Annotated in this window: 17 protein-coding genes and 1 pseudogene; 2 read left to right on the plus strand and 16 right to left on the minus strand. The window is 43.9% G+C overall.

Annotated elements, in window-relative coordinates; all coding sequences use genetic code 11:
- Positions 1-5: 5 nt before the first annotated feature.
- From rplV to AC1EK4_RS04665, 15 genes and pseudogenes are all read right to left on the minus strand, one after another.
- Positions 6-410: a 50S ribosomal protein L22 gene (gene rplV, locus AC1EK4_RS04595; protein WP_036896550.1), complete on the minus strand. Its 405-nt coding sequence runs from the start codon at positions 408-410 to the stop codon at positions 6-8.
- A gap of 34 nt (positions 411-444) precedes the next feature.
- A complete protein-coding gene (gene rpsS / locus AC1EK4_RS04600; RefSeq protein ID WP_036893606.1) occupies positions 445-714 on the minus strand; it encodes a 30S ribosomal protein S19 in 270 nt (89 codons plus the stop codon).
- 22 nt (positions 715-736) lie between these two features.
- Positions 737-1,561: a 50S ribosomal protein L2 gene (gene rplB / locus AC1EK4_RS04605; RefSeq protein ID WP_036896549.1), complete on the minus strand. Its 825-nt coding sequence runs from the start codon at positions 1,559-1,561 to the stop codon at positions 737-739.
- Between the two features lie 7 nt (positions 1,562-1,568).
- Positions 1,569-1,862 carry a 50S ribosomal protein L23 gene (gene rplW / locus AC1EK4_RS04610; protein ID WP_036896548.1) on the minus strand — a complete coding sequence of 98 codons (294 nt, stop codon included), beginning with the start codon at positions 1,860-1,862 and terminating at the stop codon, positions 1,569-1,571.
- 17 nt (positions 1,863-1,879) lie between these two features.
- Positions 1,880-2,509, minus strand: coding sequence for a 50S ribosomal protein L4 (gene rplD, locus AC1EK4_RS04615; RefSeq protein WP_036896573.1), 630 nt, complete (start codon positions 2,507-2,509; stop codon positions 1,880-1,882).
- Positions 2,509-3,123, minus strand: coding sequence for a 50S ribosomal protein L3 (gene rplC, locus AC1EK4_RS04620; protein ID WP_036896547.1), 615 nt, complete (start codon positions 3,121-3,123; stop codon positions 2,509-2,511). Before rplC ends, rplD begins: the two co-directional genes overlap by 1 nt.
- 107 nt (positions 3,124-3,230) lie before the next feature.
- Entirely contained in the window at positions 3,231-3,536 is a 306-nt protein-coding gene (rpsJ, locus tag AC1EK4_RS04625; protein ID WP_036896546.1) for a 30S ribosomal protein S10, read from the minus strand.
- A 95-nt stretch (positions 3,537-3,631) separates the two neighbouring features.
- The gene (fusA, locus tag AC1EK4_RS04630) at positions 3,632-5,746 is read right to left on the minus strand and encodes an elongation factor G (protein ID WP_036896545.1); all 2,115 of its coding nucleotides are present in this window, start codon (positions 5,744-5,746) and stop codon (positions 3,632-3,634) included.
- Between the two features lie 24 nt (positions 5,747-5,770).
- Positions 5,771-6,247, minus strand: a complete 477-nt coding sequence (rpsG, locus tag AC1EK4_RS04635; protein ID WP_036896544.1) for a 30S ribosomal protein S7 — start codon at positions 6,245-6,247, stop codon at positions 5,771-5,773.
- A gap of 188 nt (positions 6,248-6,435) precedes the next feature.
- The gene (gene rpsL / locus AC1EK4_RS04640) at positions 6,436-6,819 is read right to left on the minus strand and encodes a 30S ribosomal protein S12 (RefSeq protein WP_036896543.1); all 384 of its coding nucleotides are present in this window, start codon (positions 6,817-6,819) and stop codon (positions 6,436-6,438) included.
- An 824-nt stretch (positions 6,820-7,643) separates the two neighbouring features.
- A pseudogene (locus AC1EK4_RS04645) lies at positions 7,644-8,599 on the minus strand (IS5 family transposase); the annotation flags it as partial.
- A gap of 5 nt (positions 8,600-8,604) precedes the next feature.
- Entirely contained in the window at positions 8,605-8,856 is a 252-nt protein-coding gene (locus AC1EK4_RS04650; protein WP_156431035.1) for a hypothetical protein, read from the minus strand.
- Positions 8,857-8,881: 25 nt separating this feature from the next.
- Positions 8,882-10,255: a RagB/SusD family nutrient uptake outer membrane protein gene (locus AC1EK4_RS04655; RefSeq protein ID WP_036896541.1), complete on the minus strand. Its 1,374-nt coding sequence runs from the start codon at positions 10,253-10,255 to the stop codon at positions 8,882-8,884.
- Between the two features lie 22 nt (positions 10,256-10,277).
- Positions 10,278-13,577 (minus strand): SusC/RagA family TonB-linked outer membrane protein, encoded by a 3,300-nt coding sequence (locus AC1EK4_RS04660; RefSeq protein WP_198025879.1) that lies wholly within the window; start codon positions 13,575-13,577, stop codon positions 10,278-10,280.
- A 122-nt stretch (positions 13,578-13,699) separates the two neighbouring features.
- A complete protein-coding gene (locus AC1EK4_RS04665; protein ID WP_036896539.1) occupies positions 13,700-13,963 on the minus strand; it encodes a hypothetical protein in 264 nt (87 codons plus the stop codon).
- A gap of 1,013 nt (positions 13,964-14,976) precedes the next feature.
- Between AC1EK4_RS04665 and AC1EK4_RS04670 the strand changes: the two genes are divergently transcribed.
- Together AC1EK4_RS04670 and AC1EK4_RS04675 are read left to right on the plus strand one after the other, a co-directional pair.
- Complete coding sequence (locus AC1EK4_RS04670) at positions 14,977-15,156, plus strand: DUF4250 domain-containing protein (protein WP_036896537.1); 180 nt, start codon at positions 14,977-14,979, stop codon at positions 15,154-15,156.
- Between the two features lie 106 nt (positions 15,157-15,262).
- Positions 15,263-17,452: a glutamine synthetase III family protein gene (locus AC1EK4_RS04675; protein WP_036896535.1), complete on the plus strand. Its 2,190-nt coding sequence runs from the start codon at positions 15,263-15,265 to the stop codon at positions 17,450-17,452.
- A 102-nt stretch (positions 17,453-17,554) separates the two neighbouring features.
- Here AC1EK4_RS04675 and AC1EK4_RS04680 read toward each other — a convergent pair whose 3' ends face one another.
- Positions 17,555-18,988: a lipopolysaccharide biosynthesis protein gene (locus AC1EK4_RS04680; RefSeq protein WP_036896849.1), complete on the minus strand. Its 1,434-nt coding sequence runs from the start codon at positions 18,986-18,988 to the stop codon at positions 17,555-17,557.
- Positions 18,989-19,017: the final 29 nt, after the last annotated feature.

Consider the following 19,017-nt stretch of genomic DNA (forward strand, 5'->3'; position numbering starts at 1 on the left):
ATTTATTATTTTTCGTCGTTAGTTTTGGCATCAACAAACAATGTCACGTGATTAGAGCGCTTGCGGATTCTATAACCACGACCCTGAGGTGCAGGGCGCATACGCTTCATAGTAACACCTTCATCTACGAAGATTTTGCTGATATAGAGTTCACCGTCTTCAGCCTTGCGGTCATTCTTAGTCTCCCAGTTAGCGATAGCTGAGCGCAGCAATTTCTCAATGTCTGCAGCAGCCTGCTTTTTAGAGAACTTCAGTACTCCGAGGGCGCGATTCACTTCCATACCACGAACCATGTCTACCACGTAGCGCATCTTTCGGGGAGATGAGGGGACGCCATTGAGCTTAGCGAAGTACAGATTTTTGCGAGCTTCTTTATTTCTTTCAGCTGCTATATGTTTTCTTGCTCCCATTATTATTTCTAATTTTTAAATGGATTAAACCCGCTTACTTCTTGTTGTTACCTGAGTGACCACCGAAGCGACGTGTCGGAGAAAATTCGCCGAGCTTGTGTCCTACCATGTTCTCAGTAATGTAAACAGGGATAAATTTGTTTCCGTTATGAACTGCAACAGTGTGTCCCACGAAATCGGGGGAAATCATTGATGCTCTGGCCCATGTCTTTACGACATTCTTTTTACCACTCTCATTCATGGCGAGAATTTTCTTCTCGAGTGATACGTTGATATATGGACCTTTTTTTAATGAACGACTCATAATTTACTCTTAGTTAACTTAATTATTTATTAGCCCTTTCAATAATATACTTGTTAGAGAGCTTCTTAGGTGCACGAGTCTTGAGACCCTTAGCGTACAAGCCCTTACGTGAACGTGGGTGACCACCACTCTGGCGACCTTCACCACCACCCATTGGGTGATCAACAGGGTTCATAACAACACCACGGTTGTGAGGACGACGACCCAACCAGCGTGAGCGCCCAGCCTTACCAGACTGCTCCAATGCGTGATCGGAGTTACCTACACTACCTACAGTAGCCTTACAAGCAGAGAGGACTTTACGAGTCTCTCCAGAAGGGAGCTTGATTACACAATAACTACCCTCACGAGAAGTCAACTGAGCAAAATTACCAGCCGAACGAACGAGCAAAGCACCCTGACCCGGACGTAACTCAATATTATGAATTACAGTACCCACGGGGATGTTTGCCAAAGGCAGAGAGTTACCAACCTCAGGAGCAGCTTCTGCACCTGACATCAAGGTTGTACCCACTTGCAGTCCATTGGGAGCAATAATGTAACGTTTTTCACCATCAGCATAGTACAACAAAGCGATACGAGCCGAACGGTTCGGATCGTATTCGATTGTCTTTACTACAGCTGGAACACCATCTTTCTCTCGCTTGAAATCGATCAAACGATACTTACGCTTATGGCCACCGCCAATGTAGCGTACGGTCATCTTACCGGTGTTGTTTCGACCACCGGTAGAACGCTTACCGTAAACGAGAGACTTCTCTGGCACGGATGCAGTAATATCCTCGAACGTGCCAATAACTTTGTGTCTTTGACCCGGAGTAACGGGCTTTAATTTACGTACTGCCATTTTTTATTTAAATATTGCTGTAAAAATCAATTGTGTCGCCTTCTTTCAACGTAACGACTGCCTTCTTGAATGCGTTCTTCTGTCCTTTCACAAGACCGGCCTTGGTATAACGACTTTGGCGCTTACCAGCATAACGAGCGGTATTCACATCCACTACTTTCACATTGTACTGACCTTCGACCTCGTTCTTGATTTGGAGCTTGTTTGCCTCAGGGCGCACGATAAAACCGAAACGGTTCGGACGCTTCTCTGTAATTTTGGTCATCTTCTCGGTGACCAGAGGTTTTACAATAAATGCCATAATTTACTTCTCCTTGATTACTTTGTTAAGATCTCGTCGATGGTCTTCAGTGAATTCTCAGTAATGACTACAACATCTGCATTCAAAACTTTATAGGCATTGAGTGTAGACGCGAGCATAACTTCAGAACGCTGCAAGTTACGAGCTGACAAATATACATTTTTATCTACTTCTGGCAAAAGAACGAGTGTCTTCTTACCGTCAACTTTGATATTTTTAGCAAAGTTTACGAAATCTTTTGTCTTTGGAGCATCAAAATTGAAGTCCTCAACAACAACAATCGCATTATCTTGAGCCTTGTAAGACAAAGCAGATTTACGAGCAAGAGCCTTTACTTGCTTGTTCAATTTGAAACGATAGTCACGTGGCTTAGGACCGAATACACGACCACCACCAACAAGTACAGGTGAGTTGATATCACCGCGACGAGCACCGCCACCACCTTTCTGACGTCCCAACTTACGGGTAGAACCACTAACTTCACTTCTCTCTTTCGACTTAGCGGTACCCTGACGCTGATTAGCGAGATACTGCTTTACATCAAGATAAAGCACGTGATCGTTAGGTTCAATTCCGAAGATAGATTCGTTTAACGTAACCTTTCTCCCGGTCTCCTGACCATTGATATTTAATACGCTAACTTCCATTATTTCTCTATTAATACGGTTGAACCTTTGCATCCAGCGAATGAACCTTTTACAATGATAAGATTCTGCTCTGGAATTACCTTTAACACTTTGAGGTTCTGAGTAGTAACTCTGTCGCCTCCCATTTGGCCGCCCATGCGCATACCCTTAAATACCTTTGCAGGGTAAGAACAAGCACCAATAGAACCCGGCTTACGAGCGCGGTCATCCTGACCGTGAGTACTCTGGCCTACACCACCAAATCCATGGCGTTTAACAACTCCCTGGAAACCTTTACCTTTAGATGTACCGACCACGTCAACGAATTCTGCTCCGTTGAACAGTTCAACCGTAATGGTGTCGCCGAGGTTGTATTCCTCGTCAAACTTGAACTCGGCCAAGTGCTTCTTCGGTGTTGTGCCAGCTTTCTTAAAGATTCCTTTCATAGGCTGAGAAGTACGAGACTCCTTAGCTTCTGCGAAACCTAACTGAACAGCCTTGTAACCATCTTTTTCTACGGTCTTAACCTGGGTTACAACACAAGGACCAGCTTCGATAACAGTGCACGGTACATTCTTACCGTCGACACTGAAAACGGATGTCATTCCGATTTTTCTTCCAATTAATCCTGGCATTTCAATTTTTATTTTAAAATGATTTATGAGTTTGTAGACTTAGGAGAACCTTTATCTCTCGAATTATCGACAAATCATCCAGCTACATCCCAGCCTGTCAACCTTTCTTATACCTTAATCTCTACTTCTACACCACTAGGCAACTCAAGTTTCATCAAAGCATCAACAGTTTTAGCTGTAGAGCTATAGATATCGATAAGACGCTTAAAGTCCTGTAATTGGAACTGTTCACGAGCTTTCTTATTAACGAAAGTACTACGGTTTACAGTATAGATACGCTTGCGTGTTGGCAATGGAATAGGACCACTCACGATAGCACCGGTAGCCTTAACGGCCTTAACAATCTTCTCTGCTGACTTGTCTACCAACATGTGGTCGTAAGACTTCAGCTTAATTCTGATTTTCTGACTCATTTCTTTAAATGATAATTGTTGTTATTATTAGGAAGAGAGATACATTGCTTAAGAGTCATTCGCTAAGCAACGTCTCTCCTCACCTATTCTATTTATTACAGAAGTTCTGCGTGTCCGTGACTTTCCTCAAGTACAGCCTTAGCAATGCTTGAAGAAAGAGCTGCATGATGATCATACTCCATAGAGCTAGTAGCACGACCAGAAGTGATGGTACGCAAAGTTGTTACATAGCCGAACATCTCTGCTAGAGGAACCATAGCTTTTACGATACGAGCACCGCTACGAGCCTCATCCATACCTTGAACCATACCACGACGCTTATTCAAGTCACCAATGACATCACCCATGTTCTCTTCCGGAGTTACAACTTCTACCTTCATGATAGGCTCCATCAAAACAGGGCCTGCCTTAGGACATCCGTTCTTGAATGCGTTGTGTGCAGCAAGTTCAAACGACAATTGGTCTGAGTCTACCGGGTGGAAGCTACCATCGGTCAAAGTAACCTTCAAACCTGTCATAGGATAACCACCAAGTACACCATTCTTCAATGAATCTTGGAAACCCTTCTGTACTGAGGGGATGAATTCCTTAGGAACGTTACCACCTTTCACCTCGTTAACAAACTGCAAATCGCCCTCATTAAAGTCTTCGTCCTTAGGACCGATTGTAACAATGATGTCAGCGAATTTACCACGACCACCACTCTGCTTCTTATAAACCTCGCGAAGTGTAACAGGTTTGGTAATTGCTTCTTTATAGTTAACCTGAGGCTTACCTTGGTTACATTCTACCTTAAACTCACGTTTCAAACGGTCGATAATAATATCCAAGTGAAGCTCACCCATACCAGAGATAATAGTCTGACCACTCTGTTCGTCAGTACGTACTGTGAATGTTGGGTCTTCTTCTGCAAGCTTAGCAAGACCATTATCCATCTTAGCTACGTCAGCCTGACTCTTTGGTTCTACGGCAATAGAGATTACAGTATCAGGGAATGTCATAGATTCCAATACGATAGGATGATTCTCATCACAGAGTGTATCACCTGTACGGATATCCTTGAAACCTACACCTGCTCCGATATCACCAGCATCGATAGACTCCATTGGAATCTCCTGCTTAGAGTTCATCTGGAACAGACGGCTGATACGCTCTTTCTTACCCGAACGTGGGTTATAAACATAAGAACCGGCTGCAACCTTACCAGAGTAAACGCGGAAGAATACCAAACGCCCCATAAACGGATCAGTAGCAATCTTAAATGCGAGTGCAGAAGTAGGAGCGTCATCCGAAGGCTTACGATCTTCTTCTTCATCAGTATCAGGATTGGTACCAACGATATTCTCTGTATCCAGTGGTGAAGGAAGGAAAGCACAAACATAATCGAGCAAAGGCTGAACACCCTTATTCTTATAAGAAGAACCGAGCACCATCGGAGTCAACTCCATAGAGATAGTACCCTTGCGGATAGCCTTCATCAACATCTCTTCAGGAATATCCTTACCCTCAAGATAAAGTTCCATCAGCTCGTCGTCAAAGTTGGCAGCACTTTCTACCATCTTCTCTCTCCACTCATTAGCTTCATCTACGAGGTCTGTAGGAATTTCTTCCAAAGAATATTCAGCACCCATGGTCTCATCATGCCACAGAATAGCCTTCATCTTGATCAAGTCCACAACACCCTTAAAGTTTTCCTCAGCTCCAATAGGAATCTGAACAGGACATGGATTAGCACCCAAGATATCCTTCATCTGCTGAACAGTCTCAAAGAAGTCTGCACCAGAACGATCCATCTTGTTTACGTAACCGAGACGAGGCACATTGTACTTATCTGCCTGACGCCATACAGTTTCAGACTGAGGCTGAACACCATCAGCTGCAGAATATGTAGCCACAGCACCATCAAGCACACGAAGTGAACGCTCAACCTCTGCTGTAAAGTCAACGTGTCCCGGAGTATCAATCAGGTTTATCTTGAATGACTTACCATTGTAATTCCAGTTACAAGTAGTAGCAGCAGATGTAATAGTGATACCACGCTCCTGCTCCTGAGCCATCCAGTCCATGGTTGCAGCACCATCATGTACCTCACCAATCTTGTGAGTCTTTCCTGTGTAGAAAAGGATACGCTCTGATGTTGTTGTCTTACCGGCATCAATGTGAGCCATAATACCGATATTACGAGTCAAATGTAAATCGCGATTTGCCATTTTTTCTTTTCCTGATTAATATGATTAGAATCTGAAGTGAGCAAATGCACGGTTAGCCTCAGCCATACGATGCATATCTTCCTTACGCTTATAAGCACCACCCTGATTGTTGTAAGCATCTGCAATCTCAGCAGCGAGTTTCTCTGCCATCGTCTTACCACCACGCTTACGAGCAAAGAGGATTAGATTCTTCATAGAAATACTCTCTTTACGATCGGGACGAATTTCTGTAGGTACCTGGAATGTAGCACCACCGATACGGCGACTCTTTACCTCTACCTGAGGAGTAATGTTATCAAGAGCTTGCTTCCAGATTTCAAGAGCTGACTTTTCTTCCTTAGCCATCTTCTCTGTTACCACATCAAGAGCTTTGTAGAAAATTTCATAAGATGTATTCTTCTTACCATCATACATCAAATGATTCACGAATTTAGAGACCTTTTGGTCATTGAAGACTGGATCTGGTAAGATCACACGCTTCTTTGGTTTTGCTTTTCTCATTTTTGTTTTTAAAATAAAATTCTGCTTGGGGCTGTACTTCTGTCTTCTTCAACATCCTCACTCGGACATTTACTCAACCTGTCGTTAACAATTCTCCAGCAAAACGATTTTTCTTTAAATAACAAGTAGACAAGAAGGCTAGCAAAAACACTAGCACCAAGCCTACTCGCAATGTCTTTTACAGCTTATTACTTTTTAGCTGCCTTAGGACGCTTAGCTCCATACTTAGAGCGACGCTGGGTACGGTTAGCTACACCTGCGGTATCAAGAGTACCACGTACGATGTGATAACGAACACCAGGGAGGTCTTTTACACGACCACCGCGTACCAACACAATACTGTGCTCCTGCAAGTTATGACCTTCTCCGGGGATGTAAGAGTTCACTTCCTTAGAGTTTGTCAAACGTACACGGGCAACCTTACGCATTGCCGAATTAGGCTTCTTAGGAGTTGTAGTGTAAACACGAACACAAACGCCACGGCGCTGAGGACAATTGTCCAAAGCCGGAGACTTGCTCTTGTCTACGATGTCCTTTCTGCCTTTTCTTACCAATTGTGAAATAGTAGGCATAATTTTACTTTTTAATTATATATATTTTGTTTATTATCAAACCGTTACGAAACAGACACAATACAACATGCTATTTCGGGCTGCAAAGGTACGAACAATTATTTGAATTACCTAACATATATAAGCCGCGATATTTTTACAGATTAAATATTTAACAAAATATAACTTTAGTAAGTTATTTGTAACTATCATATAAAAGTACTAGCTTATGAGTTATTGAGTTTTATGAGCCTATAACTTATTGAATTTGTAAATTGCCAAACAATATAGTTAACAAACACAGACTCCCTTCCATCCCTCCCCTTACTCATAATCCAAGACTTCCACCATATTATATATAGAGCATGAAGAGAAAACAAAGACTCATCTGCCCCACCGTACCGTCAGTCTGCACTGCCGCACTTTTCATAACTTTATTGAGCGATATTGCCAAACTCTTAAAGTTATATATAGCTAAAGGCGACATGAGATTTCACGAACAAACTTGGCGTGCGATTTCCCATCTGCCTTTCCCTTCTCTTCAATTTCTTATTATTCTCTTCATATACAATCTATTGCATCAAGTACTTTCATCTATTATCTCTACTAAATACCATTTATCGTCACAAATTCTAAAGACATATTTGATGCTCACTCCCGTATCATCTATTTGAAAGTCATAAATGACTTCTTTCTTAGTCTGTTTTATTTCTCCACAGATACTCCTTTTCTTATAGAAATTATTTCTTTGCTTTGACCCCTTTTTCCTTTAACTTCTACTTTTCCTTGACATCCACTTAACAAGCTGGATATAAAAAGGATAACCCGTTGGCGGAATTAAAATGTACATATCTGGCAATGCCACCATGAAACCGCCTGCGAATAGAGCCAAAGGTACGTTTCGCTTTGTATTTTGTCTTGCTGGTGGCTACATTGATACGCTGCTCTCTTTCAGTCAGCTTGCATCCTCTTACTCCTTTGTGCATGATACGACTCTTGAACTTCACACGCTTAAGTACACCCTTGTTCCCCGCAGAGTCATGTCCCTTGTCGGCATAAACAGGTGTACCCTGCGGAAGTTTGGCTTTTGCTAACGGCCTTTCCAAATGTTTGATGTCACTTTGTTAGCCGATGTAGTTTCCTAGGCAATCACCAAACCCATCTCGCCCGTAACCAAATGTCGCTTGTATCCGAAGTGTAACTTGCCCATCTTCTTTACCCAATATACTTCGCCGTCAACATTAGGCTTGACAAGGCCTTTAACCATAGCCTTTCCTGCTATATCCATACCTGTCTCCTCATTGCGTTCCTCGACTACTTCGTATTCCTTACGCCCGCGGGGATGACGAGGGATGTCCGTGATACTGGCGTCAACTATGGTGCCACGCTTAACCAAAACACCGGCCGACTCTAACTGGCGATCAATCTCTTCCAGCACATCGTCGTAAAGGTCGGTTTCAAGCAGAATGTTGCGGAAACGACACACCGTCGTACTATCTGGAGCGCAGTCGTCCAATCCTAAGCCGACAAATCAACTGAAAGACAAGCGGGCATTGACCTGCTCCTCGCCCCCGCCGTCACTCAGGCTGTACCATGTACGAAGGAGTTCGGTCTTGAATAACACAAGGCTGTCATAGCTCGGACGACCGGTGGGACGGTCATCTTTGGTATAAGCAATCTCAACTAGTCCACAGATGGGATTCCAATCGATTGGCTGATCGAGTTGAGAGAAAAGGGGCTGTTTGATCTGACGATGACCAACTAACCTTAAACAAGGAGGATAGAGTTGGGGGCCTATCATGGCCGTTATCGTTGATTGATATCTATGATGGCATGTGGCTCCTGTTGTTCAATTTTTTCATATTGTAGCTTGAGCCGTTCTATGGAATCTTTTTCTTCCTCAGACAGAGGGTCTTGTTTGATGTAGATATTTCCCATCCCCTTGTCGTGAGCCTCAGTTAGTCCTTCTGGTGCGACACCTTCTTCTATGCTGGTGCATGACATGGCAGCCAAAATAAGGATGCTCGAAAAAGTGTAAATGCAATGTAAAAATCTCATGTTCGTTTCCTTTTTGAATGGTCTGTCAATTTTGATATACATATCCCTGATTTATTTCCAATTCAGGATTTATTAAATAGTCGCGTAGTTGGAACGGGAAGTTGTAAAGATACTTTTTGGTAATCTTTTTTGTTCTTCCGTCTGTCACCCAAAATTCTGGCATTCCATTGCGCTTGAGTTCATACCATCGATCGTTTTCTAGCATCAGTTCCTTTCTGCGCTCATTCAGTATGGCTTGCATCAGTGGCGTCAGAGGCTTTCCCTCGGCATCAATCTTTATAAGGGCGGAATGGTCAACGGATGGAAGAGTGGCTACTATATAAGGTGAATAGTCGGTGATACGATGTGAGCGAAAGTCGTTAAGCATTTTTAGAGCCTTATCTAGGCGTCCTAAATGAGCTAGACATTCCATGCCCATTAGTGCGAACTCGGCACCTCGTATCCCTGTAAATGCAGCTTTTGTGGTTCTAAGTTTCTTGTCTATGTATTTGAATCTAATATCCTTTTCTTTTTCGGAAAATAACTTATAAAAGCCGATGGAAAGTGGACGCTCCTTCAGTTTGTTCACGTCTCTGTCATATGCGTAAACGGAATAGCCTGTATTTGACATGATTAATATATTTCCCGAGCGTTGTAGTTTATTTTCAAGCATATTGGTGTATTCCTTGCCTTGTAGCAAAGGATATTTATTGAGCAATTCTAAGCATATTGGCAAAGCTTTCTCCCATTTCTCACTCCAAAAGTAGGTCCGTGCCAAATAAGCTTTTGCTACATCGGTGGTAAAGTACATCTCTTCATTCTCTTGCTTGTCATTGATGGCGGTCTGTAATTCTTTGATGATAAATTCTGCCGTTTTTTGCAAGCTGCTTCGTCCGGGTCTTGATTCCATATTGAACTCGGTAACAAGAGGCAGTCCCATCTGTTTCTCCGGTGAATTTGCATTCCATGGATCGCAATAATCGCGCATCAGGTTATAGTATGCGACTGCACGCATGATACGAGCTGTAACGCTGAGTGTACGTGAGATGGAGTCCGATGCATTCAGTGCGTCAAGAACAATGTTGTAATCCTTGATTTCCTTGTATCCTCTCATTAAAACATACATGTTTCCTATGGCTCCGTCGCCTACATAAAAGACTTTCAAACTTCTACCTTTATTCATGGAAGCGTTCAGATTGTCGGCATATAATTCCTTTTCGATGGCACGCTTGTAGGATTCCAGCGTAACGGACGAGGGGGTAGTCTCCAATGATGACAGTTGCGCATATATTAATGTGCCGTAATCCTCTGGTGTTTTAGGCAAAACGTTGTTATAATTGTTCTCTTTGAGATATTCGCTACATGAGGATACGATTAGCGTGATCGCAATTAAGATCCCCGTGTGATAATAGTTCTTCATATATATATCTTTTTGAATGATGTTAGAAACCTATTTGCAAGCCGAAAGTTACTGATCTCGTAATTGGATAGGTAAGCCCCGGTTGTTCTGGGTCAATGCCTCGAAAATTAGTGAAAGTGAAGAAGTTCTGTGCCGAGCAGGTGATGCCAAGATTTGAAAGTCCCAATGTTTCTGTCACGTTTTTATTAAAAAGGTAGCTCAAAGAAATGTTTCTTATGCGCAGGAATGATGTTTCCTGTAGATAAATTCCGTCCATGATGTTTGAACCAGTAACCATATTGCCTTCAAGGTTTAGGGGTGCTCCGAACGCATCTACAATGCGAGGATATTTCGTTCCTTCGCGATTCTCTGTTGTCCATCTGTCCATCCTGTCTCGCGCCACGTTGAGGTGGTTGGTATAAATGTCGCTGAAAGATGTTTGGGGAGTGTTGTTTCTAGAATATCCTACCATGGAATAGTTGACAGGAGAATTAATTTCGTTGAGTGCCTTTCCCCCTATTGAATAGGCGGCTTGTACACTGAACGTGAATCTTTCATAGGATACATTTATACTTCCGCCTCCTGAATAGGGAGCGTTACGGGTACCGAGATAGAACTTGTAGTTTGCCACGTTCTTCTTGTCGGCAATTGTTTCGAACTTTGCATTAGGAACTGTCTTCATGTTGTAATATCCTGTTTCCTTGTCTATTCCCGTTGATATACCGTTGAAAATGGCGTCAAGCGGGTAACCTTGATATTTCCCATCGCTGACTCCAAAAAGAGGTGCTACAAATTTCACGAGTTCGTTTCTGTTCCATGATAGATTGACCGATGTCGATAAAGTTAGTTTCTTCGTCTTTATGGGAGTTCCATAGATGGATATTTCCAAGCCTCTGTTCCGTATTTTTGAAGTATTGAAACTGTATGCCGTGAATCCAGTGGTGGACACTGTTCCCACTCTGGTGATGATGTCGGAGCTGAGTTTTTCATAAATCTCGGTATTAATGTTCAATCTGTTGTTGAACAGTCCCATGTCGATGCCCAGTTTCATGTCGCGTGTCCGTTCCCACCGCAAATGTGGATTTGGGGCGTTTTTCACCGTTCCTGTTATATGATCGTTCCATTTTTTTCGCCCTGTGCTTATGACTAAGCTTTTCAACATGCCTTGAACTACGTTTCCTGTAAAGCCATAGGATACGCGCATGGTTAGTCGGTTGATTACAGGCTTTATGCTTCTCCAAAATCTTTCGTTGTCAATGTTCCATGCCGCGCCTATAGAATATGTTGGATTAAATTGTTCCTTGGCACCGAAGTTATTTGACCCATCAGTTCTCAAAGCTGCATTGAGGGTGTAAGTATTATTGAAGTCATAGTCCACGGTAGCGAAAAAAGAGGCATATTTTTGCTCGTTCCACTGCGAGGAGGAAAGATTATTGATCAACTGTATCCACTTCGAGTAAGACATATTTCCATTCTCAGGAGGTTCGGGCATACCTGTTATTTTTGTCTCCGGATCATATCCATATTGCATCATAATAGACCTTTGGTTTTTAGAGGATCGGATTTCGCTGCCTCCGATCATGACTATGTGGTGCAATTTCCGAAAGTCTTGTGCGTAACGAAGCATGAGCCTTCCCATGAAATTATTCCCTTCGCTGAAGTTCTGTCTCAGAATTCCATAACCATTCCATTCTCTATTTTGCATGTCCCATGGCAGCCGATTCTTGAACGCAGCATAAGTATTCTTGCCCAATTCGTCAGTACCATTGATGTTGTTTCGTCCGTATGCTGCTATTCCCGTAAATTTAAGATTATCGGTAAGAAAATAATCGAAGGTTCCTTGGATGTTGATTCCCAATTTGGTATTGCAACTTGATGTTTCATTCATCTCCCTCAGTATGTTGAAACCATTTGTAGGGATGTAGGGGAGTGATGCGTCGCCTGCATTTATTTCGGTGAGATTGAAATAGGTCATATCTGCCCGATAGCTTCCGTCAGCGTTGTATGGCGTTTCGTAAGGATTGGCAAAATAGGCGTATCTAAACGGGTCGACGCTTGATACGAAATCGCCGCTTTTTTGAAAGGAAACTGTTGACTTGAACCCGAGCTTTAACTTTGAAGTGGGATTCACGTTGATTTTCATGTTAAAGGTATAACGTTGATAGTCATTTCTTTTGACCAATCCCATATTCTTTGTGTACGATAGCGAGGTATAATAATCCATCTTGCCTGTTCCTCCTGACAACGATAGGTTGTGATTTTGCGATAGGGAATTCCTGAAGATCTCGTCATACCAGTTGACATTATTTCTTTTAAGTCCTTCTATATAAGCACTCTTTTCTTCCTCTGTCATTTTTTCGAAACCGTTTTCAGTCCATAATTTCCCATTTTTACCAATTTTGTCTGCATGGATCATCCCCACAATACCGATCACGGGGTACCAGCCATTGCCCGATTTGAAAGGTTTCGCTGAAAATTCGTTCCATAATTCCTGCTCCCATCGTATCTTTTCTTCCGTATTCATAATATTTTCCTGCCGTTGGGGGTATAATCCGATGGTAAACAGAGTGGAGTAGTTCACACGTGGCTTACCGACTTTTCCATGCTTGGTAGTGATAGAGATTACGCCACCTGCTGACCTTGAGCCATAGATAGCCGAGGCTACGGCGTCTTTCAAGATGGTTATACTTTCTATGTCGTTAGGATTGATATCTCCAATTCCGTTTCGAAAGATATTGTTGAAATCACTTGCATCCATCATGCCAGTTCCCAATATTTTCGGCAAGTTGTCCTGCATGATGACTCCGTCAACCACCCACAGTGGTTCAGCCGAGCCATTGACGGTGTTAATTCCGCGTATCCTTACTTGAGCGCTTTCTCCGGGTTTCCCGTTTGGAACGCTTACGTGCATGCCAGCAATTTGTCCTTGCAGAATCTTGTCAATCGACGTAGATACTTGATTTTCTATTTGCTCGTGTGTGATTACGGCAAAAGAACCGGCCGAACGTCTTTTTAAAAGTCTGTTGTATCCTGTGGAAACCACTTCGTCCAACATATTGGTTTTGTCATTTAGCCTAATCAAAAGATCGTGATATGGAGGTTGCAGAGTTATTTTTTTAGCTTCCATGCCTAAGTAAGTTACTTGTATGTAAGACGGGGCAGGTAATGAGATGGCATGAAAATGGAATTTGCCATCAGTGTCGCTCGTTGCAACAGCTTTTTTGCCGTTGAGCGTGATACTGGCACCGATCACAGGTCTACCTTCATAATCAACGATTTTTCCAGAAATTGATATTTCCTTATTGTCTTTCTCTATCATGTTGTGCGTCTGGTCATTCGCCATCGCGTACGAAGTGATTGTTGCTGAGAGAAGAATAGCAGTAATAATTTTAAAAAACATGTTTGAATATTTTTATTTTTTTTACAAGTGCAAAACTACCTAAAAGGAATTTTGCTTACAATACCTTAAAATAGGTATTTTATCACGACTTTGTCCTCGGTGCATCTCGAATGTGCTGTTGTTACTGCATGGTAAAAGCTGTATCCAGACACCGTGTGTAAGCAATATTCAGAAAAAACATGTTGTTCGATTGATTTATCAAGAAAATGTGTAATGCGTACAATTAAGTATCCGAAGGGTAACTTGCCCATCTTCTTTACCCAATGTCCTTCGCCGTCAACATTAGGCTTGGCAAGATCTTTAACCATTTCCTTTCCTGCTATATCCATGCCGATTCAATATATAACTTTATCGAGCGGTTTTAACAAACTCTTAGAATTATATATAGCTAAAGGCGACATGCGATTTCACAAACAAAACTTGACGTGCGATTTCCCATCTGCCTCTTTCTTTTCTTCAATTTCTTATTATTCTCTTCATACACAGTCTGTTGCATCAAGTACTTTCATCTATTATTTCCACTAAATACGATTTATCGTCACAAAGTAATTGTCGGGCAAATTTGACAAATCCTTAAACTTCCACTTTTTTTCGCTGATTACTTCGACAGCAAAACTATCGGTATCAGGATCGTACGTCTTAATTATAAGTGGAAAAACAAAACGACTCCTCTGAAAGGTAGAATCCTTCATAAATCGCTTGATAAAGAAATTAAAGTTCTCTTTTTTCATTTTTCTACGGACACACCTTGTTCTTATAGAATGTATTTCTTTGCTTTGATTCCTTTTCCCTTTAACTTCTACTCTCCCCTGATACCCACTTAACAAGCTGGATATAAAAAGGATTATCATTATTTATTCATTATTTCTGTGTTTCAATTTTTCGGAAAATAATTACTGTAAGTATATAGAATATCTCAATCAGACGGCAGAGTCGTCTACCGGTCGATTAAAGTCTATCGACGGCGTAGGGAGTCTTCAGAAAATTACAGAGACCATGAACAGGCTGCGATAATGGACAGCCTGATAAATATATCAGACAGGTCAGTATCACATTCATACTGATTACGGTTATATAAAGGTCGAAAAATACTGTTTGCCCAATTCATGACGCAAGTTAGGAAAAACATCGATAAGTTCCAAGGAAATGGACAAAAAGTAAACAAACTGACGAGTTGGGAGGGAAAAGTGACAAGTCATACGGTCGGATGCCCTTCGCCCACACACATGGCAGGATTTTATTTAGAGCTAGAAAAACATGCATAACGTTTTTTGGTGACAGTAACAACAAATCTCATCTTTATTTTGTAACTTTGCATCTGATTCTAACATACTGTCGAAAGATGGATAAATTACCCCAAGATCCAATGATATTGTTCAGTACGGTCAACATGTTGTTGCGCGACAACTACAGTTCGCTCGACGAGCTATGCGACGACATGGACGTAGATCGAACAGCATTGGTAGCCAAACTGGCCACAGCCGGTTTCGAATATAGCGAAGTAAACAATAAATTCTGGTAAATATCGGATACGGATTCTCATGCGCCCATGAGAATCCTTTTTCGTTTTCTGCCACCAAGTATCAAGAGATAGAGACCGAATAGGAAACAAATAGCAATAAGAGGATATGACGAATTTAAGATTTGAGGTTGTGGCCGAGGCCTTCAGAAAGAAGCCGGTCGAGGTAGAGTTACCCAAAGAACGCCCTTCCGAGTACTTCGGCAAGTACGTCTTCAACCGTGCCAAGATGTACAAGTATCTGCCCACCGACGTATACAATAAGCTCATCGACGTGATGGACAACGGCGCACGACTGGATCGTGGCATCGCCGACGCGGTGGCACACGGCATGAAGAAATGGGCCAAGGAGTGCGGTGTAACCCACTACACCCACTGGTTTCAACCCCTGACCGAGGGTACTGCCGAGAAACACGACGCCTTTGTGGAACACGACGGCAAGGGTGGTATGCTCGAAGAGTTCTCCGGCAAGCTGCTCGTACAGCAGGAACCCGACGCCAGTTCATTCCCCAACGGCGGTATCCGCAATACGTTCGAGGCTCGCGGATATTCGGCTTGGGATCCCACATCGCCGGTCTTCATCATCGACGACACCCTCTGTATCCCGACGATCTTCATCTCTTACACCGGCGAGGCGCTCGACTACAAGGCTCCCCTGCTGCGCTCGCTCCACGCCATCGACGTGGCTGCCACGGCCGTGTGCCGGTATTTCGACCCGAAAGTGAAGAAAGTGCAGACCAATCTTGGCTGGGAACAAGAATATTTCCTCGTCGACGACAGCCTCTACTTGGCTCGTCCGGATCTTATGTTGACCGGTCGCACCCTCATGGGACACGACTCCGCAAAGAATCAACAGATGGAAGACCACTACTTCGGAACCATTCCAGAGCGCGTGCAAGCCTTCATGAAGGATTTGGAAGTACAAGCTCTCGAACTGGGTATTCCCTGTAAGACACGCCACAACGAGGTGGCTCCCAACCAATTTGAGCTGGCACCCATCTTTGAGGAGTGTAATCTGGCTGTCGACCACAACATGCTACTCATGTCGCTCATGAAACGTGTGGCTCGCAAACACGGTTTCCGTGCCCTCCTGCACGAAAAGCCTTTCGCCGGAGTCAACGGTTCGGGCAAGCATAACAACTGGAGCCTGACCACCGACACGGGCGTGTTGCTGCATGCAGCAGGCAAAAATTCGGAAGACAACCTGCGTTTCGTGGTCTTTATCGTAGAGACGCTGATGGGCGTTTATCGCCACAACGGCGTACTCAAAGCCAGCATCATGAGTGCCACCAACGCCCATCGACTGGGCGGAAACGAGGCTCCCCCCGCCATCATCTCCAGTTTCTTGGGCAAGCAGCTCACCGATCTGCTGGAGCATATCGAGAAAGCCGACAAGGACGAACTGTTCACCGTAGCCGGCAAAAAAGGCTTCAAGCTCGACATTCCGGAAATACCCGAACTGATGATAGACAATACCGACCGCAACCGTACAAGCCCCTTTGCCTTCACCGGAAACCGCTTTGAGTTCCGCGCAGTAGGTTCCGAAGCCAATTGTGCGTCGTCTATGATTGTGCTGAACACAGCTGTGGCCGAGGCATTGACCAACTTCAAAGAGCGCGTGGACGCCCTCATCGCCAAGGGCGAGAGCAAGAACGGAGCCATCATCGACGTGATTCGCGAGGACATACGCACTTGCAAGCCTATTCACTTCGACGGAAACGGATACAGTGACGAATGGGTGGAAGAGGCCAAAAAGCGCGGATTGGACTGCGAGACGTCTTGCCCGGTGGTCTTCGACCGCTACATGGACGACTCGAGCATCAAGATGTTCGAGTCGATGAACGTGATGAAACGCAACGAACTGGGAGCACGCAACGAGGTGAAGTGGGAAACCTACACCAAGAAAATACAGATAGAGGCGCGCGTCATAGGCGACTTGACCATGAATCATATCATCCCCGTGGCCACACATTACCAGAGCCAGTTGGCTAAGAACGTGCAGAACATGATCGACATCTTCGGGCGCGAGGAGGCCTTGAAGCTCTCTGAGCGCAACTTGAAGATTATCCGCGAGATAGCAGAGCGCACCCAAGCCATCGAAACAAAGGTGGAAGAACTCATCAACGAGCGCAAAGTGGCCAACAAGATAGACTGCGAGCGCGAGAAAGCCATCGCTTATCACGACAACATAGCTCCCAAAATGGAGGAGATACGCTATCAGATAGACAAGCTGGAACTGATTGTCGCCGACGAACTCTGGACGCTGCCGAAGTTCCGCGAACTCATGTTTATCAGATAAAAAGCACTATTGAGCGACCGAACACAAAAAGTGGAATCGTGCATAACAGCATGATTCCACTTTTTCACCTTTATTATGTATAAGACATAAAACCTCTTATTCTTACCGCCTTTTCCTCAAATACCCCATACTCTCTTCCAGAATGGCGACATGAGCCACTTTCATGACGGCGAAATAGAGACCACCTGCCAGCACGATTCTGACGATAAGCAAAAGCAGAAGAGGACGGATAGGCAGCGTAACGACATAGGTCAGCCCCATCACCACCACCGACGCGAGGAAGAAGGGCGCTACGTCGCGGAGCAATTCGAGTAGGGCAATGCCGGCCAAACGCTTGGCAACACACTGCCATACACCCAACCACACGATATTGAACAAGGAATATACCACGACCATCGCCTGTATACCATAGGGCGACGACACCAATATCAAAATGAGTTGCAAGGCGATTTGCCCCACATTACACCACATCAGAATGTCGGAACGCGAATGACTGATGGCCAAATTTTGATACAATGTATAGAAAGGAAAGAACGCACCGCTCACGCATAGTATCTGTAACAGCGGCACACTGGCCATCCATTTCGCTCCGATCGTGACGACGATAAACTCCCGCGAGACGATGCAAAGCCCGAACATCAACGGGAATGAGAGGAAAGCCGTGAACCGCATCATCTTCCGGAACACGCCTTTAAGCCTGCTCCTATCATCTCCCACCTGCGCAAAAACAGGCTGAGCCACCTGTGCTACGGTGTTCGAGATGAGCGAATAACCCATCGTATCCCACTTATAAGCCTGCGTAAAACTACCCACTGTCTTCGCCGTAAAGAGATGACCGAATATGAATGTGAGAAAGTTATTGCTGATGGTGCCGATCATTGTCGTTATCAATATCTTGTTACTGAAACTGAACATAGAGCGGATAGGGGCAAAATCGAACTCAAAGGTGGGCAACCAGCGTGTATAATACAGCCGGCCTAAATCCAAGACAAGGATGAAGAGAAACTGTTGCCAAGCCAAGCTCCAATAGCCATAACCATTGAAAGCCAACACAATACCTACTGTTCCCGACACCACCAAGGCCACAAATCCCATGATGGCCTTCTCCTTATTCATGAAGTTTCGAATCATATAGGCACTATGAGGAATGCCCAGCGAGGCCAGTACAAAGGTGAGAAAGATGAATCTGGACAACGGTATCAGGCAGGGTTGATGGAAGAAATCGGCTATCAACGGCGCACCGAAAAACAGAATTACATACAGCGTAATGCTCACCGAGACGCCAAACCAAAACACGGAGTTATAGTCGCGATTCCGTATCTTGGGCAGATTGATGAGAGCAGTAGAGAACCCGCTGTCCTGCAAATTGCCTGCGATGGCCGTAAAGATGGTCAACATACCCACGATACCATAATCAGACAAATCAAGCAAACGAGCCAGACAAACACCAATAACAACATTCAACAATTGGGTAGAGCCACTGTTCACGGCTCCCCAAAACAATCCCTTGGCGGTTTTTTCTTTCAATGAACTCATGTAAATCAGTGTTATTTCGAGTCTTGCTT

It is taken from the genome of Prevotella sp. C0026C3 (genome assembly GCF_056590795.1).

Bases quoted from the DNA above. Each gene is read 5' to 3' on its own strand.
- rpsS (WP_036893606.1), bottom strand. From the start codon at position 714: ATGAGTCGTTCATTAAAAAAAGGTCCATATATCAACGTATCACTCGAG.
- AC1EK4_RS04650 (WP_156431035.1), bottom strand. From the start codon at position 8,856: ATGAGATTTTTACATTGCATTTACACTTTTTCGAGCATCCTTATTTTG.
- AC1EK4_RS04660 (WP_198025879.1), bottom strand. From the start codon at position 13,577: ATGGCGAATGACCAGACGCACAACATGATAGAGAAAGACAATAAGGAA.
- rplV (WP_036896550.1), bottom strand. From the start codon at position 410: ATGGGAGCAAGAAAACATATAGCAGCTGAAAGAAATAAAGAAGCTCGC.
- rplD (WP_036896573.1), bottom strand. From the start codon at position 2,509: ATGGAAGTTAGCGTATTAAATATCAATGGTCAGGAGACCGGGAGAAAG.
- rplW (WP_036896548.1), bottom strand. From the start codon at position 1,862: ATGGCATTTATTGTAAAACCTCTGGTCACCGAGAAGATGACCAAAATT.
- rplB (WP_036896549.1), bottom strand. From the start codon at position 1,561: ATGGCAGTACGTAAATTAAAGCCCGTTACTCCGGGTCAAAGACACAAA.
- AC1EK4_RS04665 (WP_036896539.1), bottom strand. From the start codon at position 13,963: ATGGATATAGCAGGAAAGGAAATGGTTAAAGATCTTGCCAAGCCTAAT.
- rpsL (WP_036896543.1), bottom strand. From the start codon at position 6,819: ATGCCTACTATTTCACAATTGGTAAGAAAAGGCAGAAAGGACATCGTA.
- AC1EK4_RS04655 (WP_036896541.1), bottom strand. From the start codon at position 10,255: ATGAAGAACTATTATCACACGGGGATCTTAATTGCGATCACGCTAATC.
- AC1EK4_RS04680 (WP_036896849.1), bottom strand. From the start codon at position 18,988: ATGAGTTCATTGAAAGAAAAAACCGCCAAGGGATTGTTTTGGGGAGCC.
- rpsG (WP_036896544.1), bottom strand. From the start codon at position 6,247: ATGAGAAAAGCAAAACCAAAGAAGCGTGTGATCTTACCAGATCCAGTC.
- fusA (WP_036896545.1), bottom strand. From the start codon at position 5,746: ATGGCAAATCGCGATTTACATTTGACTCGTAATATCGGTATTATGGCT.
- rpsJ (WP_036896546.1), bottom strand. From the start codon at position 3,536: ATGAGTCAGAAAATCAGAATTAAGCTGAAGTCTTACGACCACATGTTG.
- AC1EK4_RS04670 (WP_036896537.1), top strand. From the start codon at position 14,977: ATGGATAAATTACCCCAAGATCCAATGATATTGTTCAGTACGGTCAAC.
- rplC (WP_036896547.1), bottom strand. From the start codon at position 3,123: ATGCCAGGATTAATTGGAAGAAAAATCGGAATGACATCCGTTTTCAGT.
- AC1EK4_RS04675 (WP_036896535.1), top strand. From the start codon at position 15,263: ATGACGAATTTAAGATTTGAGGTTGTGGCCGAGGCCTTCAGAAAGAAG.